Source organism: Janthinobacterium rivuli, assembly GCF_029690045.1.
Taxonomy (GTDB): Bacteria; Pseudomonadota; Gammaproteobacteria; order Burkholderiales; family Burkholderiaceae_D; genus Janthinobacterium; species Janthinobacterium rivuli.
Map to the genome: position 1 here is coordinate 2,170,395 of NZ_CP121464.1, position 19,865 is coordinate 2,190,259.

18 protein-coding genes are annotated in these 19,865 nt (G+C 63.1%); 10 read left to right on the top strand and 8 right to left on the bottom strand.

The features are described from left to right. Nucleotides 1-5: 5 nt before the first annotated feature. A complete protein-coding gene (locus P9875_RS09970; protein ID WP_099402567.1) occupies nt 6-359 on the bottom strand; it encodes a YnfA family protein in 354 nt (117 codons plus the stop codon). Continuing rightward, nucleotides 356-1,597, bottom strand: a complete 1,242-nt coding sequence (locus tag P9875_RS09975; RefSeq protein WP_278318275.1) for a sugar diacid recognition domain-containing protein — start codon at nt 1,595-1,597, stop codon at nt 356-358. The genes P9875_RS09970 and P9875_RS09975 overlap by 4 nt, the downstream gene beginning before the upstream one ends. 113 nt (nt 1,598-1,710) lie before the next feature. Here P9875_RS09975 and P9875_RS09980 point away from each other — a divergent pair, with 113 nt between their 5' ends. Both P9875_RS09980 and P9875_RS09985 read left to right on the top strand, forming a co-directional pair. Further along, nucleotides 1,711-3,042: an MFS transporter gene (locus tag P9875_RS09980; RefSeq protein ID WP_099380079.1), complete on the top strand. Its 1,332-nt coding sequence runs from the start codon at nt 1,711-1,713 to the stop codon at nt 3,040-3,042. 37 nt (nt 3,043-3,079) lie between these two features. Next, nucleotides 3,080-4,348, top strand: coding sequence for a glycerate kinase type-2 family protein (locus P9875_RS09985; RefSeq protein ID WP_278318276.1), 1,269 nt, complete (start codon nt 3,080-3,082; stop codon nt 4,346-4,348). On the opposite strand, the gene P9875_RS09990 is transcribed toward P9875_RS09985, so the two are convergent. Continuing rightward, on the bottom strand, nt 4,349-5,365 hold the full coding sequence (locus tag P9875_RS09990; RefSeq protein WP_278318277.1) for a zinc-binding alcohol dehydrogenase family protein: 1,017 nt from the start codon (nt 5,363-5,365) through the stop codon (nt 4,349-4,351). It lies immediately after the preceding gene. A 170-nt stretch (nt 5,366-5,535) separates the two neighbouring features. Here P9875_RS09990 and P9875_RS09995 point away from each other — a divergent pair, with 170 nt between their 5' ends. Further along, the gene (locus tag P9875_RS09995) at nt 5,536-6,450 is read left to right on the top strand and encodes a LysR family transcriptional regulator (RefSeq protein WP_278318278.1); all 915 of its coding nucleotides are present in this window, start codon (nt 5,536-5,538) and stop codon (nt 6,448-6,450) included. Nucleotides 6,451-6,485: 35 nt separating this feature from the next. On the opposite strand, the gene P9875_RS10000 is transcribed toward P9875_RS09995, so the two are convergent. Beyond that, nucleotides 6,486-6,863: a c-type cytochrome gene (locus P9875_RS10000; protein WP_099402572.1), complete on the bottom strand. Its 378-nt coding sequence runs from the start codon at nt 6,861-6,863 to the stop codon at nt 6,486-6,488. 249 nt (nt 6,864-7,112) lie between these two features. Here P9875_RS10000 and P9875_RS10005 point away from each other — a divergent pair, with 249 nt between their 5' ends. The 3 genes from P9875_RS10005 to P9875_RS10015 all read left to right on the top strand — a co-directional run bounded on the left by P9875_RS10005 (nt 7,113) and on the right by P9875_RS10015 (nt 11,264). Next, nucleotides 7,113-8,672 (top strand): DUF1800 domain-containing protein, encoded by a 1,560-nt coding sequence (locus P9875_RS10005; protein WP_278318279.1) that lies wholly within the window; start codon nt 7,113-7,115, stop codon nt 8,670-8,672. Nucleotides 8,673-8,693: 21 nt separating this feature from the next. Next, a complete protein-coding gene (locus P9875_RS10010; RefSeq protein WP_278318280.1) occupies nt 8,694-9,884 on the top strand; it encodes a DUF1501 domain-containing protein in 1,191 nt (396 codons plus the stop codon). Between the two features lie 243 nt (nt 9,885-10,127). Next, entirely contained in the window at nt 10,128-11,264 is a 1,137-nt protein-coding gene (locus tag P9875_RS10015; RefSeq protein WP_278318281.1) for an AI-2E family transporter, read from the top strand. Between the two features lie 96 nt (nt 11,265-11,360). On the opposite strand, the gene P9875_RS10020 is transcribed toward P9875_RS10015, so the two are convergent. Further along, nucleotides 11,361-11,585 carry a hypothetical protein gene (locus P9875_RS10020; RefSeq protein WP_010396348.1) on the bottom strand — a complete coding sequence of 75 codons (225 nt, stop codon included), beginning with the start codon at nt 11,583-11,585 and terminating at the stop codon, nt 11,361-11,363. Nucleotides 11,586-11,726: 141 nt separating this feature from the next. On the opposite strand from P9875_RS10020, the gene P9875_RS10025 reads away from it, so the two are divergent. Genes P9875_RS10025 through P9875_RS10035 form a run of 3 tightly spaced genes read left to right on the top strand, consistent with a single transcriptional unit; the run spans nt 11,727 to nt 14,221 of the window. After that, nucleotides 11,727-12,485, top strand: coding sequence for a phosphatase PAP2 family protein (locus tag P9875_RS10025; RefSeq protein WP_278318282.1), 759 nt, complete (start codon nt 11,727-11,729; stop codon nt 12,483-12,485). A gap of 5 nt (nt 12,486-12,490) precedes the next feature. After that, nucleotides 12,491-13,399, top strand: coding sequence for a diacylglycerol/lipid kinase family protein (locus P9875_RS10030; protein WP_278318283.1), 909 nt, complete (start codon nt 12,491-12,493; stop codon nt 13,397-13,399). 3 nt (nt 13,400-13,402) lie between these two features. Further along, on the top strand, nt 13,403-14,221 hold the full coding sequence (locus tag P9875_RS10035; RefSeq protein WP_099402577.1) for a metallophosphoesterase family protein: 819 nt from the start codon (nt 13,403-13,405) through the stop codon (nt 14,219-14,221). 140 nt (nt 14,222-14,361) lie between these two features. On the opposite strand, the gene cls is transcribed toward P9875_RS10035, so the two are convergent. Together cls and P9875_RS10045 are read right to left on the bottom strand one after the other, a co-directional pair. Continuing rightward, complete coding sequence (gene cls, locus P9875_RS10040; RefSeq protein ID WP_423221831.1) at nt 14,362-15,738, bottom strand: cardiolipin synthase; 1,377 nt, start codon at nt 15,736-15,738, stop codon at nt 14,362-14,364. Between the two features lie 11 nt (nt 15,739-15,749). Continuing rightward, entirely contained in the window at nt 15,750-17,861 is a 2,112-nt protein-coding gene (locus P9875_RS10045; protein ID WP_035826217.1) for a site-specific recombinase, read from the bottom strand. Nucleotides 17,862-18,178: 317 nt separating this feature from the next. Between P9875_RS10045 and P9875_RS10050 the strand changes: the two genes are divergently transcribed. Continuing rightward, nucleotides 18,179-19,288 (top strand): porin, encoded by a 1,110-nt coding sequence (locus tag P9875_RS10050; RefSeq protein WP_099402579.1) that lies wholly within the window; start codon nt 18,179-18,181, stop codon nt 19,286-19,288. Here the strand turns inward: P9875_RS10050 and P9875_RS10055 are convergent. Beyond that, a complete protein-coding gene (locus P9875_RS10055) occupies nt 19,276-19,854 on the bottom strand; it encodes a DUF3617 domain-containing protein (RefSeq protein WP_278318284.1) in 579 nt (192 codons plus the stop codon). The genes P9875_RS10050 and P9875_RS10055 overlap by 13 nt on opposite strands. Between the last annotated feature and the right edge of the window lie 11 nt (nt 19,855-19,865).

A 19,865-nucleotide genomic window follows, 5' to 3' on the forward strand; every position in this document is an offset into this window, starting at 1 on the left:
GCACATCAAGCCGTCTTGTGCCCCATGGCAATGACGGCGGCGCCGGCCAGGGCCAGGCCCACGCCGGCGATGTCGGTCCAGGCGGGCGTGACGCCATCCACCAGCCACAGCCAGCCCAGCGCCGTGGCGATATAGATGGCGCCATACGTGGCATACACGCGGCCGCTGGCGGCTGGATGCAAGGTCAGCAGCCACACGAAGACCAGCAAGCTGATGGCGGCCGGCAACAGCAGCCAGGCGCTGCCCTTGTTGCTCAGCCACAGCATGGGCAGGTAGCAGCCCAGCAGTTCGGCCACGGCCGTGACGGTAAACAGCCCGAAGGTGCGGGCCAGTCCTGTCCATTCAATGGCGTCGTTCATTGCATTCCTGTTTTTTCAGTCGAGCCGCCATTGTAGACGGGCGAGCCTTCATTGAGCTGCAGGGCAACATACAGCAGCAAACGGTCATCCGTCTCATCCAGGTCCAGCCCCGTCAGTTCGGCGATCTTTTGCAGCCGGTAATCGAGCGTGTTGCGGTGGATGTGCAGGGCCCTGGCCGTGGCCATCGGGTGGCTGTGGTGGCGGAACCAGGCGGCCAGGGTGCGCATCAGGGTGCCCGACTTGCGGTCGTGCGCCTGCAGGCGCGCCAGGGTCTGGTGCAATTGTTCCGCCTGCCAACCGGCTTGCAGGCCGGACAGCAGCACGGGCAGGCTCAGTTCCAGATAGGAAAAAGTAGCTTGCCCGGCATCGCGGGCGCGCCCCACGCGCGCCGTCTGCTTTGCCGATTCATACGAGGCCGTCGCGCCATCGAGACCCGGCAAGGCCACGCCCATGGACAGGGTGGCGCTCGGCGTGAGCGCCTGCTGCGCCACCTGGTGCAGTTCGAGCAGGCGCTGCCTGGCCTGCGCTGCGCGCGCCTGCTGCGGGCCGCTGGCGGGAAAGGCGTCGAGCAGCACCAGTTCGCCCGGCGAGACGACGGCCATCAGCAGTGACGGCCAGCGGGCCGACAGGTCGGACTGTACTTGCTGCAACTGCGTCAGCACCTGGTCGAGCCGCTCGCCCGGGCCGTCTCCCGCAGCGGGTATTTCCAGCACGAACATGGCGCGCGGCACGCGCAGATCGACGGCCAGGCGCGCCGCCCACGCCTGCATGCTGGCGTCCGAAATGCCCGTGCGGTAGACGAGCTGGAACACGAACTCCTCGCGGTAGCGTTTTTCGTGCTGCAACTCGTTGACCAGCCGCGCCTGCTCCAGCATCATTTCCGCCATGGCGCGCACCAGTTCGCCGAACTGGCGCACGGCGTCCGGTTCGCCCGTCAGGCCCAGCACGCCGCAAATCTCGCCGCGCACCGTCAGGGGCAGGTTGATGCCGGCCCGGGTGCCGGGCAGCCGGGCCATGTCGGCCGCGTTGATTTCCACGCTGGCGCGCCGGGCCAGCGCCAGTTGCGCGCCCGGATGCAGGTCGCCCACGCGCTGCGGGTCGCCGCTGGCCAGGATCACGCCGCGCGCATCGATGACGTTCACGCTGAAGGGAATGATGTGCATGGTGCGCCGCACGATGTCTTGCGCTAGGGGAAGGTCGATGTTCGGCATGGGGTGGTCCGTTTTGTGCATTTGCATGGAATCATCGTATTCGGCACTGAGTTTCTTCATGCATCCGCACGATGACTGTTTCTGCCGTCGATTGTACGATGGGCTGGTCGCATCCCATAAAAAATAGTCAGGAGACACCCATGACCACCCAACCAGGCGCCAGCCTGTCCGCCGGCGCGTCCGCGCAGGACCGCGTGCGCGAAGGCGCCTACCGCAAGGTCACCTTGCATTTGATCCCCTTCATCTTCATCTGCTACCTGTTCAATTACCTGGACCGGGTGAATGTCGGCTTTGCCAAGCTGCAAATGCTCGATGCGCTGCAATGGAGCGAGAGCGTGTACGGCCTGGGCGCGGGCATTTTCTTCATCGGCTACGTGGCCAGCGGCGTGCCCAGCAATTTGCTGCTGCACCGTCTGGGCGCGCGCAAGGTCATCGGCACCCTGATGATTGCCTGGGGCATCGCTTCGGCCTGCCTGATGTTCGTCACCACGCCGGCCGCGTTTTACTCGCTGCGCTTCATCACGGGCGTGTTCGAGGCGGGTTTCTTCCCCGGCATCGTGCTGTACTTTACGAACTGGTATCCCGCTTCGCGCCGGGGCCGCATCATGGGCCTGTTCATGTCGGCCATTCCCATTTCCGGCTTGCTGGGCAGCCCCTTGTCGGGCTGGATGATGCAATCGTTCGCGGGCCATGGCGGCCTGGCCGGCTGGCAATGGATGTTCCTGCTGCAAGGCATACCCACCGTGCTGCTGGGCTTTCTCGTGTATGTGCTGCTCAATGACGGCATCGCCCAGGCGAAGTGGCTGACTACGGAAGAAAAGCAGCTGCTGCGCGCCGACCTCGACGAGGACGAACGCCAGCGCCGCAACAGCGCGAATACGGCCGACACCTTTGCCAGCGTGCTGCGCAACAAGCACGTGTGGATGCTGGGCCTTGTATATTTCTGCATCCAGATGGGCGTGTACGCGATCAACTTCTGGCTGCCCACCATTGTCAAGTCGCTGGGTTTCGCCAGCCCCGTCGCCGTGGGCTGGGTCAGCGCCATTCCCTACCTGTGCGCCAGCATCTTCATGATCTGGGTGGGCCGTTCGGCCGACAAGCACAAGGAACGCCGCTGGCATTTGAGCGGCCCCCTGCTGATGGCGCTGTGCGGCTTGCTGCTGGCGACCCAGGCGCACGGCAACGTGGTCATCGCCCTGATCGGCCTGTCGCTGGCGACCATGGGCGCGTTGTCCGGCCTGCCCATGTTCTGGCCTTTGCCGACGGCGTTTCTCGGCAGCGCGGCGGCGGCCGGCGGCTTGGCGCTGATCAACTCGCTGGGCCAGGTGGCGGGCTTCGTCAGCCCCTTCCTCGTCGGCTGGATCAAGGATGCGACGGGCGGCACCGACGTGGCCCTGTATATTCTTTCCGCAGTCATGCTGCTGGGCGCCATACTGGTGCTGCGCGTTCCCGCGCGGATTGTGAATCGTTGAGTGAACCGCTGATGCCATCGAACCGGAGGAATTGACCATGACGACGACCCCACCGCCGCGCGCCTTGCTGCAAGCCATGTTCCAGGCCGCCATCGCTGCGGCCCAGCCATCGCACTGCATCCCGCCCCATTTGCCGCCAGCGCCCAAGGGCCGGCTGATCGTCATCGGCGCCGGCAAGGCGTCGGCCGCCATGGCGCAAGCCGTGGAGCAGCACTGGCCGGGGCCGCTGTCCGGCCTCGTCGTCACGCGCTACGGCTATGCCGTGCCGTGCGAGCGCATCGAGATCGTCGAAGCGTCGCACCCCGTTCCCGACCAGGCCGGCATGGACGCGGCGCGGCGCATGCTCGAGCTGGTCGGCAATTTGCAAGCCGACGATACGGTGCTGTGTCTGATTTCGGGCGGGGGCTCGTCCTTGCTGGCCTTGCCCCTGGACGGCATTACTTTGGCCGACAAGCAGGCATTGAACCGCGCATTGCTGGCGTCGGGCGCCACCATCGGCGAAATGAATTGCGTGCGCCGCCATTTGTCCGCCATCAAGGGGGGCAGACTGGCGGCCGCCTGCCATCCGGCGCAAGTCATCACTTTGGCCATTTCCGACGTGCCTGGCGACAAGCTGGGCGACATCGCATCCGGCCCCACGGTGGGCGACGCCACGACGTGCGAGGATGCGCTGGCCATCGTGCGCCGCTATGGCATGGATTTGCCGGACAGCATAAGAAAAACGCTGGAAAGCGGGCGCGGCGAATCCGTGAAACCCGATGACCCGCGCCTGGCCCGCACGCGCACGACCCTGATCGCCACGCCGCAGATGGCGCTGGAAGCGGCCGCAGCGGTGGCGCGCGCGGCCGGCGTCACGCCATATATATTGGGCGATAGCCTGGAAGGCGAGGCGCGCGACGTGGGGAAAGTCATGGCCGGCATCGCGCTGCAAACGGCCGTTAGGGGCCAGCCGTTTCCCGCTCCGTGCGTGCTGCTGTCGGGCGGCGAAACGACGGTCACCGTGCGCGGCAATGGCCGCGGCGGGCGCAACGTGGAATTCCTGCTGGCGCTGGGCATCGCGCTTGATGGCCACGCGGGCATCCACGCGCTGGCCGGCGACACGGATGGCGTCGATGGCCAGGAAGACATCGCCGGCGCGGTGCTGGCGCCCGATACCCTGCAACGGGCCTGGGCGCTGGGCATCAAACCCCGCGACAGCCTCGACAACAACGATGGCCACGGCTTCTTCCAGGCGCTGGGAGACGCCGTGATCACGGGCCCGACATTGACCAACGTCAATGATTTCCGGGCCATATTGGTTACCTGATTACTGGAAATTTTCCAGCACGATCTTGCCTTTTGCCGCGTTGCTTTCCAACAGGGCATGCGCGCGTTTCAGATTCGCCGCATTGATCGTGCCGAAGCGCTCGGCCAGGGTGGTCTTGATGACACCCGCATCCACCAGCTGCGCCAATTCATCGAGCAATTCATGCTGCTTGACCATGTCGGCCGTCTGGAACAGCGAACGGGTAAACATCAGTTCCCAGTGCAGCGACACGCTCTTGCCCTTGAACTTGCGCACGTCGATGTGCTCGGGATCGTCGATCAGGGCGAACTTGCCCTGCGGCGCGATCAGTTCGACGATTTGCTCGAAATGCTTGTCGGTCTGGTTCAGGCTGATCACATAATCGACGGGCGGCAAACCCAGGCGCGTGATTTCCTGTGCCAGCGGCAGGCTGTGGTCGATTACGTGGTGGGCGCCCAGTTCCTTCACCCAGTCGGCCGTTTCCGCGCGCGACGCCGTGCCGATGATGGTGACACCTGTCAATTGCCGGGCCAGTTGCACGAGCACGGAACCGACGCCGCCTGCCGCGCCGATCACCAGCAGCGACTTGCCCGTCAGGCTCTTGTCGCGGCTAATTTGCAGGCGGTCGAACAGCAATTCCCAGGCCGTGATGGCGGTTAAAGGCAGGGCGGCGGCCGGAGCAAAGTCCAGGCTGGCGGGCATGTGGCCGACGATGCGCTCGTCGACCAGCTGGAATTCGCTGTTGCTGCCGGGGCGGTTGATGGCGCCCGCGTACCAGACCTTGTCGCCGACCTGGAACAGGGTCACATCGGCGCCGACGGCGGTGACGACGCCGGCCGCATCCCAGCCCAGCACTTCCGGCTGGCCCACTTTCGGCGCGCGGTTCTTGCGCACCTTGGTGTCGACGGGATTGACGGAAATGGCGTGCACGGCGACGAGCAGGTCGCGTCCCGTGGCGACGGGTACGGGCAGCTCGATGTCAAGCAGGGCGTTGGCATCCGTGATGGACAGGCTGTGATGGTAGGCGATGGCTTTCATGTTCTTCCTTGGGGAAACAGTGTGGGGTAGGCGTAGGTCGGAATAGGTCCGAAGGACCGTAATCCGACACCATTGTTGGCGTGGCCATACGGGCTTGACGTATCATGGCCATTTTCTCGCCAAGGTAAAAGTGGGCGCGTACCGAAACACTTTCAAAGGAATGCTGAAAATTGCTGCGACTCGATGACTTGCAGGTATTTGTGCGCACGGCCGACCGCGGCAGTTTGTCGGCGGCCGCGCGCGAGCTCGGCATTTCGCCCGCGCTGGCCAGCGCCGCCGTCAAGCGCCTGGAAGGGGAACTGGGCTTGCGCCTGCTGGCCCGCACGACCCGTTCGCTGAGCCTGACGCCGGAAGGCACGCAATACCTGGAGCACGCGCGCGAAGCCTTGCGCCTGCTGCGCGCAGGCCACGATGCGCTGCTGGCGGGCAAGGACAGTTTCGGCGGAACCTTGAAAATTGCCATGCCCTCGGACCTGGGCCGCAACCTGATGCTGGGCTGGCTCGACGAATTCCAGCTGCGCCATCCGAAACTGCACTACCAGCTCAGCGTCAGCGACCGGGTGGCCGACATGGTGCGCCAGCAAGTCGACGTGGCCATCCGCTATGGCCAGCAAGATGATTCGAGCCTGATCGCCATGCCGCTCGCGCCCGCCAACGACCGGGTGCTGGTGGCGTCACCCGCCTACCTGCGCGAGCATGGGCCGTTGCTCGCGCTGGAAGACTTGCCGCAGCGCAATTGCCTGCGCTTCGCGCTGGAAGACGGCTTGCATGACCGCTGGACCTTTTACCGCCTGCCCCAGCGCGAGCAAGTGACGGTGTCCGTCAGCGGCAACCGCAGCGCCGACGATGCTGACCTGGTGCGCCGCTGGGCCGTGGCCGGGCTGGGCATCGCTTACAAATCGCGGCTCGACGTGGCTGGCGACCTGGCCGCCGGCCGTTTGCAAGCGCTGTTGCCCGAGGTGGCGGGCGAGGCGACGCCCTTGCACCTGGTCTGCACGCACCGGGCGCAGGTGACGCCGCTGGTGCTGCAGCTGCGCGATTTCCTGCGCGATCAATGCGCGCAGCTATTGAAGCAGCATGATTGACCGGTTCTTCGCGGGGCGCCCGCCGCAGCTATCCATCATCGATTTTTTAAAATCACCTCACTCATGTATTGATTCAAATCGCGAAAATCCTTTACCCGCCAGGCATATGGCGCGATCTTGACGCCATTCTCTTTCAAGGTCTTTGGAATCAAATCGCCATTCGGACGCAGTATGACCGACGATACAATCACGCCAGGATAATCCTTCAGGCGTTTTTTGAATGCGGCGCTTGTCAGATCCGGTGTGGGAGGGTTGCTTTTATTCGCCAATGGCCCGGTGCCCTTGATCTCCGCGCCATGGCACACGGCACATCGCTGCACATACAGCGTTTTCCCATTCAGATTCTCCGCCAGGGCTGACGGCGTTTGAATCAGCGATAACATTCCTAATGCAGCGATAAATAATATTTTCATTTCTTTTAAATGTGGACGTATTGTATGGATAATGTCTGGGTCGAGAGAAAATACGCAACTGCCCTTGCAATACGCAATTCTCCCGATAACATTTTATCCGAGATTATTCATCATCATATGCCCGTAGCCGTGAGCGCTGGGCTGGCGAACAATCCTGCTTGATTACAACTCGTTGCAAATGGCAATCATGCGCGGGTCAACCTGGGCGTACCCTCAAGCATTCTGCATGAAACCGCTTGAAGGACCGCCATGACCTCGCACCGACTATTGCCGACGACCTTGATTTCCCTGCTCTTGCTGGCCGGCTGCGCCGCGACCGGACCTGCCGTGCAGGCCGATCATCGCGCGCAGACCAGTTCCGCACAAAGCAGTTCCGCACAAGACATCGCCATGCTGGAACGGGTCAGCTGGGGCGTGAACGGAGTCAGCGTGCGCCAGGTGCAGGACAAAGGCTGGAACGCGTGGCTGCGGGCGCAGTTGCACCCAGGCAAAGCCAGCTTGCCGCCCGCCGTCCAGGCGCAAATCGACGCCATGACCATCAGCCAGGTGCCGCTCGATCAATTGGTGGTTTCTATGGAGCAAAAGCGCAAGGATGCGGCCGGCGTGATGGATGACATGGCAAAGCAGCAGGCGCAAAAGGATTACCAGCAGGAACTGAATCGCCTGGCACGCGAGGCGGCCACGCGCTCGCTGTTGCTGGACGTGTATTCGCCTAACCAGTTGCAGCAGCAACTGAGCTGGTTTTGGCTCAACCATTTCAGCGTGCATCAGGGCAAGCACAACTTGCGTGCCATGGTGGGCGATTACGAGGCGAACGCCATCGCGCCACATGCTCTGGGGAAATTTCGGGACTTGCTGGGCGCCACGGTCCACCATCCGGCCATGCTGCGCTACCTGGACAATGAAGCCAACGCCGTCAAGCGCATCAATGAAAACTATGCGCGCGAGCTGATGGAGCTGCATACCCTGGGCGTGAACGGCGGCTATAGCCAGACGGATGTGCAGGAGCTGGCGCGCATCCTGACCGGGGTGGGCGTAAACCTGGGAGCGGACACGCCGAAAGTCAAGCCGGCGCTGCAGTCGCAATACGTGCGCCGGGGCTTGTTCGAGTTCAACCCGAACCGCCACGATTATGGCGATAAACAATTCCTCGGGCAAACGGTGAAGGGCCGGGGGCTGGCCGAGCTTGATGAAGCGCTGGATCGCCTGAGCCGCAGTCCCGCCACCGCGCACTTTATCAGCGGCAAGCTGGCCCAGTATTTCGTCGGCGACAATCCGCCCGCGCCTTTGGTGGCGCGCATGGCGGCTACCTTCCAGCAGAGCGATGGCATGATCGCCGACGTGCTGCAAACCATGTTCAGCAGCCCGGAGTTCAAGCAATCGCTGGGCAAGAAATTCAAGGACCCCATGCATTACGTGGTGTCGGCCGTGCGCCTCAGCTATGACGACAAGCCCATCCTGAACGCGGGCCCCATGCTGAGCTGGCTTTCGCGCATGGGCCAGCCCCTGTACGGACGCCAGACCCCCGATGGCTATCCGCTGACGGACGCCTCCTGGGCCAGCCCAGGGCAGATGACGACGCGTTTCGATATCGCCCGCACCATCGGCTCGGGCAGCGCCGGCCTGTTCAAGACGGAAGGCCCGCAGCCGCAGGAAAAGGTCGCGTTCCCGCAACTGGCCAGCGCCCTGTATTACCAGTCGCTGCAGCCAGGCTTGAGCCCGGCCACGCGCCAGGCCCTGGAGCAGGCCGCCTCGCCGCAGGAGTGGAACACCTTCCTGCTCTCGTCACCAGAAATGATGCACCGCTAAGTTGAAACTGAAGGAATTGCCATGAATCGTCGTGACTTGCTGAAAGCCCTGGCCGCCGCGCCCTTGTTCACTCACGCGGGCAGTCTGCTGGCCGCGCCCGCCACGGATGCGAAGCTGCTGTTCGTCTTCCTGCGCGGCGGCTATGACGCGAACAACCTGCTGGTGCCCGTCGGCAGTGATTTTTACTATGCGGCGCGGCCGAATATCGCCATCGCGAAACCGGGCGAGGACAACGGCGCGCTGGCCTTGAATGCCGACTGGGCCCTGCATCCGGCCTTGCGCGAGACCATCTATCCCATGTTCACGGGCGGCGAGGCGGCATTCATTCCGTTCGCGGGCACGACGGATTTGACGCGCAGCCATTTCGAAACGCAGGACAGCATCGAACTGGGACAGGAGATCGGCGGGCGCCGCGATTTCCGCTCGGGCTTCCTGAACCGGCTGGCGCAAAGCCTCAATGCCAGTCAGGGCAAGCACGCCATTTCCTTCACCGACCAGCTGCCCCTGATCTTCCAGGGCGGCGTGCAAGTGCCGAACATGGCGCTGCGCTCGGTAGGCAAGTCCGGCATTGATGCGCGTCAAAGCCAGATCATCGCCGCCATGTACCGGGGTACGCCCCTGCAGCAACCGGTCAGCGCGGGCTTTGTCGTGCGTGACGATGTGACGAAGGAGTTGACGGGAGAGATGCAGGCGGCCAACCGCAACGCCATCAGTACCAAGGGTTTTGAACTGGAAGCGCAGCGCATCGCCCGCTTGATGAAGGATAAATACAACATTGGTTTCGTCGACGTGGGCGGCTGGGATACGCACGTGGGGCAGGGCGGCGCCAACGGCTACCTGGCGGGGCGCTTCGATGAGCTGGGGCGGGGCCTGGCCGCGTTTTCGCAGGAAATGGGCAGCGCCTGGCGCCATACCGTGGTGGTGGTGGTCAGCGAATTTGGCCGCACCTTCCGCGAAAACGGCAACCGCGGCACGGATCACGGCCACGGCAGCGTGTTCTGGGTGCTGGGCGGCGGGATCAAAGGCAAGCAGGTGGCGGGCGAGCAGGTGGCGATTTCGCAGGCGACGCTGTTCCAGAACCGCGACATGCCCGTGCTGAATGAATACCGCGCCGTGCTGGGCGGCTTGCTGCGCCGCACATTCGGCTTGACCCCGGCGCAGCTCGACCATGTGTTTGCCGGCGTGAAACCGGTAGAGCTGGGGCTGGTGTGATGCAGCGAACCTCCGTGTTACGCTATGCCTGCGCAACTGGCGCGTAGCCCAGCACCTATCAAAACCTACTGCGCGTCGTAATGTGCGGCCTGCGATGCTCACTGGCTCGGCGCCCCCGTACCTTCGTACAGTTGCGCTTCTCAGGCCAACGGGGGCGCCGAGCCTTCCTTCCGCTCGCTACGGTTTTGTTAGGCGCTATAAGCCTGCACACCTTTACAGTGTGCGGGGCACGAATGGAGTGGCATGAACGATACCCAGCGCGACATTGTCAGCGCAGGCTTTTCCCTGGCCTTGATCGCCGTGACGGCCTTCGTCATGCAGCGTTTCTTTTTGCCGCTCGTGTGGGCCGGCATCCTGTGCGTGGCCACCTGGCCACTGTACCTGCGCGTGCGCGCGTCGCTGGGGCAGCGCACCATCGTCGCGGCAGCCGCGCTGACCCTGGCGTTTGCCTGCATCTTCATCATACCCGTGCTGTCCGGCGTGGCGCAGGCGGCGCGCGAAGTGCCCGTGCTGGCCGATTTCATCGTGCATGCGAATGCCGACGGCTTGCCTGTGCCGCACTGGGTGGCGCATATTCCGCTGGCCGGTAGCGCCATCGGCGACTGGTGGCTGGCCACCCTGAGCCAGCCTCACGGCCTCGGCCACTTCTTTGCGGGCAGCGCCGTGGGCGGCTTTCATTCCGCGCGCGACATGCTCAAGGTGCTGGGCGCGGACGTGTTCCACCGCCTGGTCGACTTTGGTTTGGCCTTCTTGTGCCTGTTTTTCTTTTACAAGGATGGCGAAGCGCTGACGCGCCAGATCACGGCTGTCGGCAGCCATTTCCTGCGCCCCGAACGGTGGGGCCGCTATGCGCAAAAGATTCCGACCGCCATCCGCGCCACCGTCAACGGCCTGGTGCTGGTGGGCCTGGCCGAAGGCGTGCTGATCGGCATCGCCTACGCCATCGCCGGCTTGCCGTCGCCGGCCCTGTGGGCTTTTGCCACGGGCATCCTGGCCATCATCCCGTTCGGCGCGCCGCTCGCTTACCTGTGCGCGGCCGCCTTGCTGGTCTTCCAGGGCAATGTGGGCGCCGCCATCGGCGTGGCTGCGTGGGGCACCATCGTGCTGTTCGTCGCCGACCACTTCGTGCGCCCCGGCATGATCGGCAACGCTACCCGCTTGCCCTTCCTGGCCGTGTTGTTCGGCATTCTGGGCGGCGTGGAAACCCTGGGCCTCGTGGGCCTGTTCATCGGCCCCGTCGTGATGGTGCTGTTCGTTACCTTGTGGTACGAAGCGAATGTGTCTGACCGCGTACCGCCTGCCAATGTAGCTGCCAACGCGCTTGCCGGCGCAGCTGCTGAAACACCTGCCAGCCCGGCCGCGCCGGAACGCACACAGTAGTGAGGGGTCGGCCAGCGCTGTTGCCGCTGGCCGGTACTGAGGCGTTCCCGGCGTGGCCGGACGGAGCACCTGGACCGCTACGCGGTTAAGGTGAACTTAATGCGCTTTAGATAAGATCAACAACCAACGGCGCATCAGCAGCACTTCAACATAGCCCGGCTCGATGCCCGTACCGCACTCGATCAAGGGATTGACGGTGTAGTAGCGCTTGCGGAAGTCGCGGCAAACGAGGATTTCGCGCTTGCCCATGCGGACGAGGAAAGAGCTTGGGGCGTATTCCAGGCCGAACCGTGAGCCAAAACCGCTATTCAATGTTGCCATGACAATTCCTTTGAGGGAGATGTGTTGAACGAGTCATCAGAATAGCATAACTACTGTATGAATACACAGCTACTGTATGAATAAACAGTATTTTTTTACTGGTGTGGTTTTTTTGATCATCACCAGGGACATGAAAGAGAGATGAGTTTGCAAGAGAAAAATGACATGGGCATGACCACGGGCTGGACCACGAAACTGCGCCGCTTCGTCGAGGCGCGCCTGTCGCCCGAGGGCGAGCTGGGCCTGCATATGACGGTGGGCGTGGCGCTGATGCTGGTGGCCATCGTCGTGTTCCACGAGATCGCCGAAGCCGTGATGGGCATGGCCCAGATCACGGTGATCGACTTGCAGGTGGCGCACTGGTTCAACCAGCATGCCGTGCCGTGGATCACCAGTTGCCTGCTGGTCGTCACGCACATGCATGGCGTGATCGGCGCCGTCACCCTGGCCCTCTTGCTGGGCTGGTATCTGCACCGCAAGGGCGCCGATTACTGGCTGTTTACCCTGGTCATCACCATGCCGGGCGTCATGTTTTTGAACCTGCTGCTAAAGTACATTTTTGTCCGCGCGCGGCCCAGCTTTGACGAGCCCATCCTGCAGACGGCCTTGAGCACCTACAGCTTTCCGAGTGGCCATACGGCCACCTCGACAGCCCTGTACGGCTTGCTGGCCGCCTACCTGATTTGCCAGACGGCGCCGGGCGCCTGGGGCAAGCGCATCGCCATCGCGCTGGGCGCTTTCCTGATGGCGTCACTCGTGGGTTTCAGCCGCATCTACCTGGGCGCGCATTACCTGAGCGATGTGCTGGCGGCCATGGCGGAAAGCTATGGCTGGCTGGCCATCTGCATCGCCGGCGTGTCGACCCTGCGCCGCCGCCGGCATATCCGGCAAACCAAATAAGGGGAATGATCCTGAGCAAGATTGCAGTCATCATCAACGGGGGCGCCGGTTGCGGCTATGCGCCGGACTGGGCGCAGCAGCTCGAAGCGAAATTCGCCGCCGTGGGACTCGACGCCGCCATCACCCTGGCGCAAAGCGGCGCCGAGATGATCGCCACGGCCGAGCAAGCGCTGCGCGATGGCGCGCCCATCGTCGTGGCCGGCGGAGGCGACGGCACCATCAATGCCGTCGCCTCCGTCGTGGTCGGCAGCGGCACGCCGTTTGGCGTCTTGCCGCTGGGTACCTTGAACCATTTCGCCAAGGATTTGAATATTCCGCTCGAGCTCGATGCGGCGATCGCCAACGTGGCGCAGGGCGTGCCGCACCAGGTCGACGTGGGCGAAGTCAATGGCCGCATTTTCCTGAACAATTCCAGCCTGGGCCTGTATCCCGACATCGTGCGCGACCGCGAAAAGCAGCAGCGCCGGCTGGGGCGGGGCAAGTGGCTGGCCTTCAGCTGGGCGTTGGTGGCGGCCTTGCGCCGCTACCCGTTTCTCAGCGTGCAATTGACACTCAACGACGCCGTGCATGCGCGGCGCACGCCTTTCGTCTTCATCGGTAATAATGAATACCTGATGGAAGGCTTGAATATCGGCGAGCGCGAGCGGCTCGATGGCGGCCAGCTGAGCTTGTACGTGGCGCAGCGTCCGGGCCGATTGGGCTTGCTGAAGCTGGCCCTGCACGCGCTGTTCGGCAAGTTGTCGCAGGCCAAGGATTTTGATGTGCTGACGGCCACCGACCTGGAAATCGCCACCAGGCACCGGCGCCTGCGCGTGGCCACCGATGGCGAAGTGACGGTCATGAATACGCCGCTGCAGTACCGCATCCGTCCGGCCGCGCTGGACGTGATCGTGCCGGCACCAGTCAAGGAGTAGGCCATGCGTACCATCGTGCATTTGTCCGACTTGCATTTTGGCCGGGTCGATGCGGCCCTGCTGGCGCCCTTGCGCGCGCTGGTCGAGCGGCTGGAACCGGACGTGGTCGTGGTCTCGGGCGACCTCACGCAGCGCGCCCGCAGCGCCCAGTTCCAGGAAGCGCGGCATTTTCTCGACAGCTTGCCGGGGCCGCAGATCGTGGTGCCGGGCAACCATGACGTGCCCCTGTACAACGTCTTTTCCCGCTTTTTGACACCGCTGGTGAAGTACCGGCGCCATGTGACGGACGATCTGTCGCCCGAATATGTGGACGAGGAAATCGCCGTGCTGGGCATCAATACGGCCCGCTCTCTGACCTTCAAGGATGGCCGCATCAGCCACGAGCAGATTGATTTCCTGCGTCAACGCCTGGGTAGTTTGCCGCCCGGCTTGACGCGCATCATCGTCACGCATCATCCGTTTGACTTGCCGGAAAACTTCGACAAGGATGACCTGGTCGACCGCGCCCCGCAGGCGCTGCAAATGTTTTCCGAATGCGGCGTCGATCTGCTGCTGGCAGGACATTTGCATGCCAGCGTGGCGGGCAACACGGCCGAACGCTACAAGATCGCTGGCTACGCGGCCCTGATGGTGCAAGCGGGCACGGCCACGTCCACGCGGGGCAGGGGCGAGTCGAACTCGTTCAATGTGCTGCGCGTGGAAAACAGTTGCATCCGGGTCGAGCGCTACAGCTGGAATGAAGACAGCGCCGACTTTGAAAAGGTCAGCACGGAAGCGTTCGAGCGTCAGGGCGGTGTGTGGGCCAGCTTGCGGCCGTTGTAGGTCGGATTAGCGCGGCAAAGCCGCGCGTAATCCGACAATATTGTTGGCTTTGGTAATGGCTTTGGTAATGGCTGTGGTGATGTCGGCTTACGCTGCGCTAAGCCGACCTACGCCGACCTGCCGGGGCACACTTCTGTGGCTTATAGCCAGTAGTTCATGAAGCGCGCCGCCCACTCCTTCATGCGGTCCGAGATGGGCCGCGTTTCCCATTTCGCTTTGGTGATTTCTTCCGAGTCGCGCAAGTCTTCCTGGAAGGCGTTTTCCATTTCGCGCCCGAAACTGTCCCCCAGCACGATCACATTCAGTTCGCTGTTGTGCAGGAAGCTGCGCATGTCGATATTCGTCGAGCCGACGGTCGACCAGGCGCCGTCGATGACGGCCGTCTTGGCGTGCAGCACGGCCAGTTTCAAATGAAAGATGCGGATGCCGCCGGCCAGCAACTGGTCGTACAGCGCGTGTCCCGCATGGAACACGAGGCCGCTGTCGGACACGCCGGGCAGCACCACGGTCACGTCCACGCCCCGTTTGGCGGCCGCGACCAGCGCGTCGACCGTCTGCTGGTCGGGCACGAAATAGGCGGATGTGATGTGGATCGATTTCTTGGCTTCCTGGATGGCCAGGATATAGGCCTTGTAGATTTCAAAGCCACCGTCCGGTTCGCTGGCCACGACGCGCACCAGCTTGTCGCCCACTTCGGAAAGTACAGGGAAATAATTGGCGTCCGGCAAGTCGGCCTGGTCTTGCTGGGCCCAGGTGCGGATGAACAGCCACTGGAAAGCGGCCACGGCCGGGCCTTCCACTTTCACGTGGGTATCGCGCCAGCCCACGTCCTTCTTGTCGGTCGCTTTCGATTTTGAGCGGAACAGCGAGCTTTTCGCATAGGTATCGCTGATATTGATGCCGCCCGTAAACGCCATCTTGCCGTCGACGATCAGCACCTTGCGGTGGTCGCGGTTGTTGATCTTCCAGTCGTCGCCCTTGAGCTTGGCCGGATTGACGGGATTGAACGCCACCAGGTGCACGCCGGCCGCGCGCATGCGGTCAAAGAACGCTTGCGGCACGCCGATGGTGCCCACGCTGTCGTAGATGACGTTGACCGTCACGCCCGCTTGCTGCTTTTCGATGAGCATGTCGGCAAATTTGAGGCCCAGCGGATCCTGGTCGAAGATATACGTTTCCAGGTTGATGCTGTTCTTCGCTTCGCTGATGGCCTGGAACATGGCGGCCATGGTTTGCGGGCCGTCAAACAGCAGGGTCACTTTGTTGCCCTTGATCAAAGGCACGCCCGTGGCTGCCTCTTCCAGCGCGGCCTGGGCCTTCAGATCCATGCCGGACTTGGCCCAGCGCTTGTTGAGCAGGGCGGCGCGGCTGTTGACGTTCAGCAAGGCGCCCTTGCCCGTGATCACCTGGGGCTTGGCCACCGGCTCCAGGGTGGTATTGAGGTTCTTGACATCGGGCAGCGAGGCGCATGCAGCCAGGGTCCAGCACAGCAGTAGGGCGGTGAGGCAGGGTTGCATGCGCCTGATGGTCATTTTTGAGCCTTGTTCGTCAGTGACAGGTTTGCCGACTCGTCGACCAGCGCCAGCGGTGGCGGGTTTTTCGAGCCGAAGAAGAAGACGATGGGCGAGCGCAGGAAACGCTTGCCCAGAATCTTCAATAATTGCATGCCGTGCTTGAAGCGCACCTGGCGCGAGCGCAGTGCCACCCACAGGGCCAGGCCGAAACTGACCAGCAGATTGGCCGTGCCGATGGCGAAGATGCCCGACAGCGACTTGACGGCCAGTTGCCAGCTCATGTTGTGATCGAGGCCCACCAGGGCCGTGGCGAAGTTGGCGGCCGAGAAGGTGATGTGGCGGATATCGATGGGCAAACCGATCAGGAAACCTAGGGTGCCGATGGAGCCGAGCAGGATACCGAAGTAGAAGTTACCCATCAGGCCACCGAGGTTGTTTTCCAGATACATGCCCAGCCGCTGCAAGCGCTCCTGGCCGATGACCCGGCCCAGGCCGCGCAATTGCGCGATGCGCTGGGCCCAGCGCGTGTACAGGGCCTGGTTGTCATAGTAGCCGGAAATCAGGCCCGCCACGAACAGGCACACGCCGGCGATCATGGCGTAGAAGATGGCGGGGCTGCCGATGGGGTCGATATCGTGCAGCAGATGCATGGCTTTTTCCGGCGTCACCAGGTTGTGGCCCGTGATCGCCTTGTAGCCGAGCGCGATCAGCCAGGCCGTGGGGATGGCGGTCGCCAGGTTGCCCAGCACGGCCATGTTTTGCGTGCGGAAGACCTTGTTGATCAGTTCGGCCATGCTGTCGAGGTCGATGTTCCGGCCATCCTTGCTGTGCAGGCCGGCGGCGATGCGCGAGGCCGTCATGGCCGGTTGCTTGGTGGCCACCGTGAAATGCAGCAAGTGGATGAACATGAAACCGATCGAGTAATTCATGCTGAACATGAACGCTTCGACCAGCGGCGCCGAGCGCAAATACGACATCAATATCTTGAACAGGGCCATGAAGCCGATGATCACGCCCGCGCCCGCGGACGAGAGGAACATGGCGCCCATTTCGCGGCGGTTTTCCGCGATGTAATGCTCGCCCGTGCGGCTGGCGTTTTCCGTCACATTGCGCGCCAACAAGTTGATATTGTCGGAAAACAGGTCGCTGACCTTGTACTTGTGGTTATGCGCGCGTATCAGTTCCAGCGCCAATCCGACGGCGCCCGCGCGGCGGCGGCTGACCGGTTGCGGGTGCAGCAAATCCTGCGTGGCGTCGACCGTGATGGCGGCGATGTCCACGTTGTTCGATGCCGGCAGCTCGCCGCTCGTGTCGACGAGGAACAGCAGCTTGCGCAGGCGCTCGATGCTTTGCGCCAGCGCCACCAATAAATACGTGAGGGGAATGCTGGTGCCCTGGTACAGCGCTTTCTTGCGGATCTTGGCGATGACGGCGTCGCACTGGTCCAGCATCACCAGCAGATGGCGCGCATCCTCGATGTGCTCGATGTCGCCTTGCAGCAGATTCGTGTAGGCATCCAGGTAGGCGTTCACTTCCGTGTTCTGCACCATGAACGGTGACTGGAATACTTCGATTTCATTGTGGAAACGCGTCAATTCCGGTTCCAGACCCATGGCGCAGACGCGGTAGGACAGGGTGCGGATGGCGTCGAGCATGCCAGGCAGCATGATGTTGCCATCGCCGACGGCCAGTTCGATGTCGTCGCTGGTGAGCACGTCGAACAGTTCCAGCCAGTCCGTGGCGGGCACGTTGCTGATCCACAAATAATCGGTTTTCAGGTACAGCACCTGGTCGAGCGCGTCGTTCAGGTATTCGTCGCCGAGGGCGGGCGGCAGCATGCGGTAGGCGATGCGGCGTTTCAATTCCGTGAAGAAACCGCTGTTCGACAGCACGCCGATGTCGGTGTACAGGCTGGCATGGCGGCGCGCGGCCAGCACGCGCAGCACGTATTCGTGCAGGGCGCGCGCCTGGGCGGGGTTACCTTTGAGAAGCTGGCGCAGGGTGCGCACGTTGGCAATCGCGGTAGCGCTGTCGTGGGAGCGCTTGGGACGCAGTGAGTTGAATAATTCCACCAGCAAGTCGATATTGCTGGAGTTGGGGTCAATGCGTTCGAGGATAGCTAGCATGCAGAAAAAACGGGCGAGCCGCTGTCGGTAAAACCAGTAGTGTACCGCCTGCGTCAAATCGCGCAACGTTCGCCACCGAACATTGCTTTACGGCAGGGCCTGCATTTCACGCCATTTTGCCGCAAATTAGCTGAATCATGGTCAATATTGCGTGTTGTCAGTGCGCGACGTGTTTCCTGGGGCTAAGCTGAAGTTTCTGTTGTACAACGCACGGACGCTGGACAAAAAGCGGGGATAAGGTAACACTGAGATCAGACACACAGCGCATGTCCTGATCAATACCGGGAAGTTTCATTCACGTTGCCGAGATATTTATCATGAAGACCTCGTATTTTGCGCTTGCTGTGATAGGGATGGGGCCTTTCGCGCTGGGCGCGACGGCCCAGGCTGCCGATGGCGCAGGCAGTGCCGCCTCCAGTAACGTTGCCGTGTACGGCGTGCTCGACGCGGGCATCGTGGCCGAGCGGGGCTGCGCCGCCAATTGCGCCGGCGCCAAGGTGTCCGGCGGCGTCGCCTCCGGTTCGCGCCTGGGGGTGCAGGGCCGCGAGGCGCTGGGCAATGACGTCACGGCCGTGTTTACCCTGGAAGCAGGCATCCAGAACGATACGGGCCAGTCGGAAGAGGGCCGGCTGTTCGGCCGCCAGGCCTATGTGGGCCTCGACAGCCGCCTCGGTGCGCTGACCCTGGGGCGCCAGTACAACCTGCAATACCTGACCCTGACCGACGTGGCCGACCCGTTCAAGGGCGGCATGGCCGGCAGCGCCGGCAACCTGGCCGGCTACAGCGTGAAACGCTATGACAATACCGTCAAATATGTGACGCCGGCCTTGCGCGGCGTGACCGCCAGCGCCATCTACAGCTTTGGCGAGTCGCCGTACAGCAACGCCAACAACCGCGCGTATGGCGCCACCCTCGGCTATTCGGCCGGCGCCGTGAATGTCAGCGTGTCGCACCAGCGCAAGAACAACTTCATCCTCGCCTCCGGCACCTTGCCCGCCATCGACATGTCGGCCCGCAACACCCTGATCGCGGCAAATATCGACCTCAAAGTGGCCACCGCCTTTGCCGCCGTGGGCGTGAACAAGGGCTATGGCAGCTCGCCGTGGGATCCGAACAATGCCTATAGCTCGCTGGCCCTGTCGATGTCGTCGTCGGACAGCCGCGACACCTTGCTGGGCGTGTCCGTGCCCGTGGGCGGCTTCAAACTGCTGGCGTCGTGGGTGCGCAAGGATGACCGCGACCTGGCCAACCGCGACGCCAGCCAGGTGGCAGTCGGCCTCACGTATTCGCTGTCAAAGCGCAGCGATTTCTACGCGTCCTACGCGAAGATCCACAACAAGAACGGCGCCCGCTACACGGTGGGCAACGCCAGCGATGCGGGCCGCGGCGACGCCGCCTTCAACATGGGCTTTCGTCACGGTTTCTGACCAGCAGCGGTTGATGGCGCAGGGCACGTTGCTCCCAGCCACTTGCCGTTGCTCGTCACATTCACCTGTTCCGGCGCACCGCGCGCGCTGGTGGTCACCGCCAGCTGCATGCTGAACGCCTGCTCGCCCGTGAACATCACCTTGCCTTCGCCGCTCGATTTCGGATTCGCGCACGTGAACGACACGTGCATGCCGCCCGCGATGTCCGTGTTTTTCGATTTGCAATCGCCGGGCTGGCCCGTGGGAATCTGCCTGCGCGCCGCCATGTCCGGCGTCACGCAGGCCGTCACGCGCACGGCGCCATCGGCGCCCACGGTGGGCATGGCCATGCCGCGGCTGGCGGCCATGCTTTCCAGCTGCTTGCGTTGATCGGGAGGAAGGTTGCCCAGCTGCTGCAGCACCATGGACATGGCGTTGTCGGTGGCGGCGTCGGGCGAGGCCATCTTGCTGTCGACTTGCCACAGGCCCGGCTTGATGGTGGCGGCTGGCGAGGCGGCCTGGGCGCCGGCGTGGCTGCCCAAGGCGGCGCAAGCCAGCAGAGTCAGGCGTAGCAAAGAATGTTTCATGTTGGCGTCTC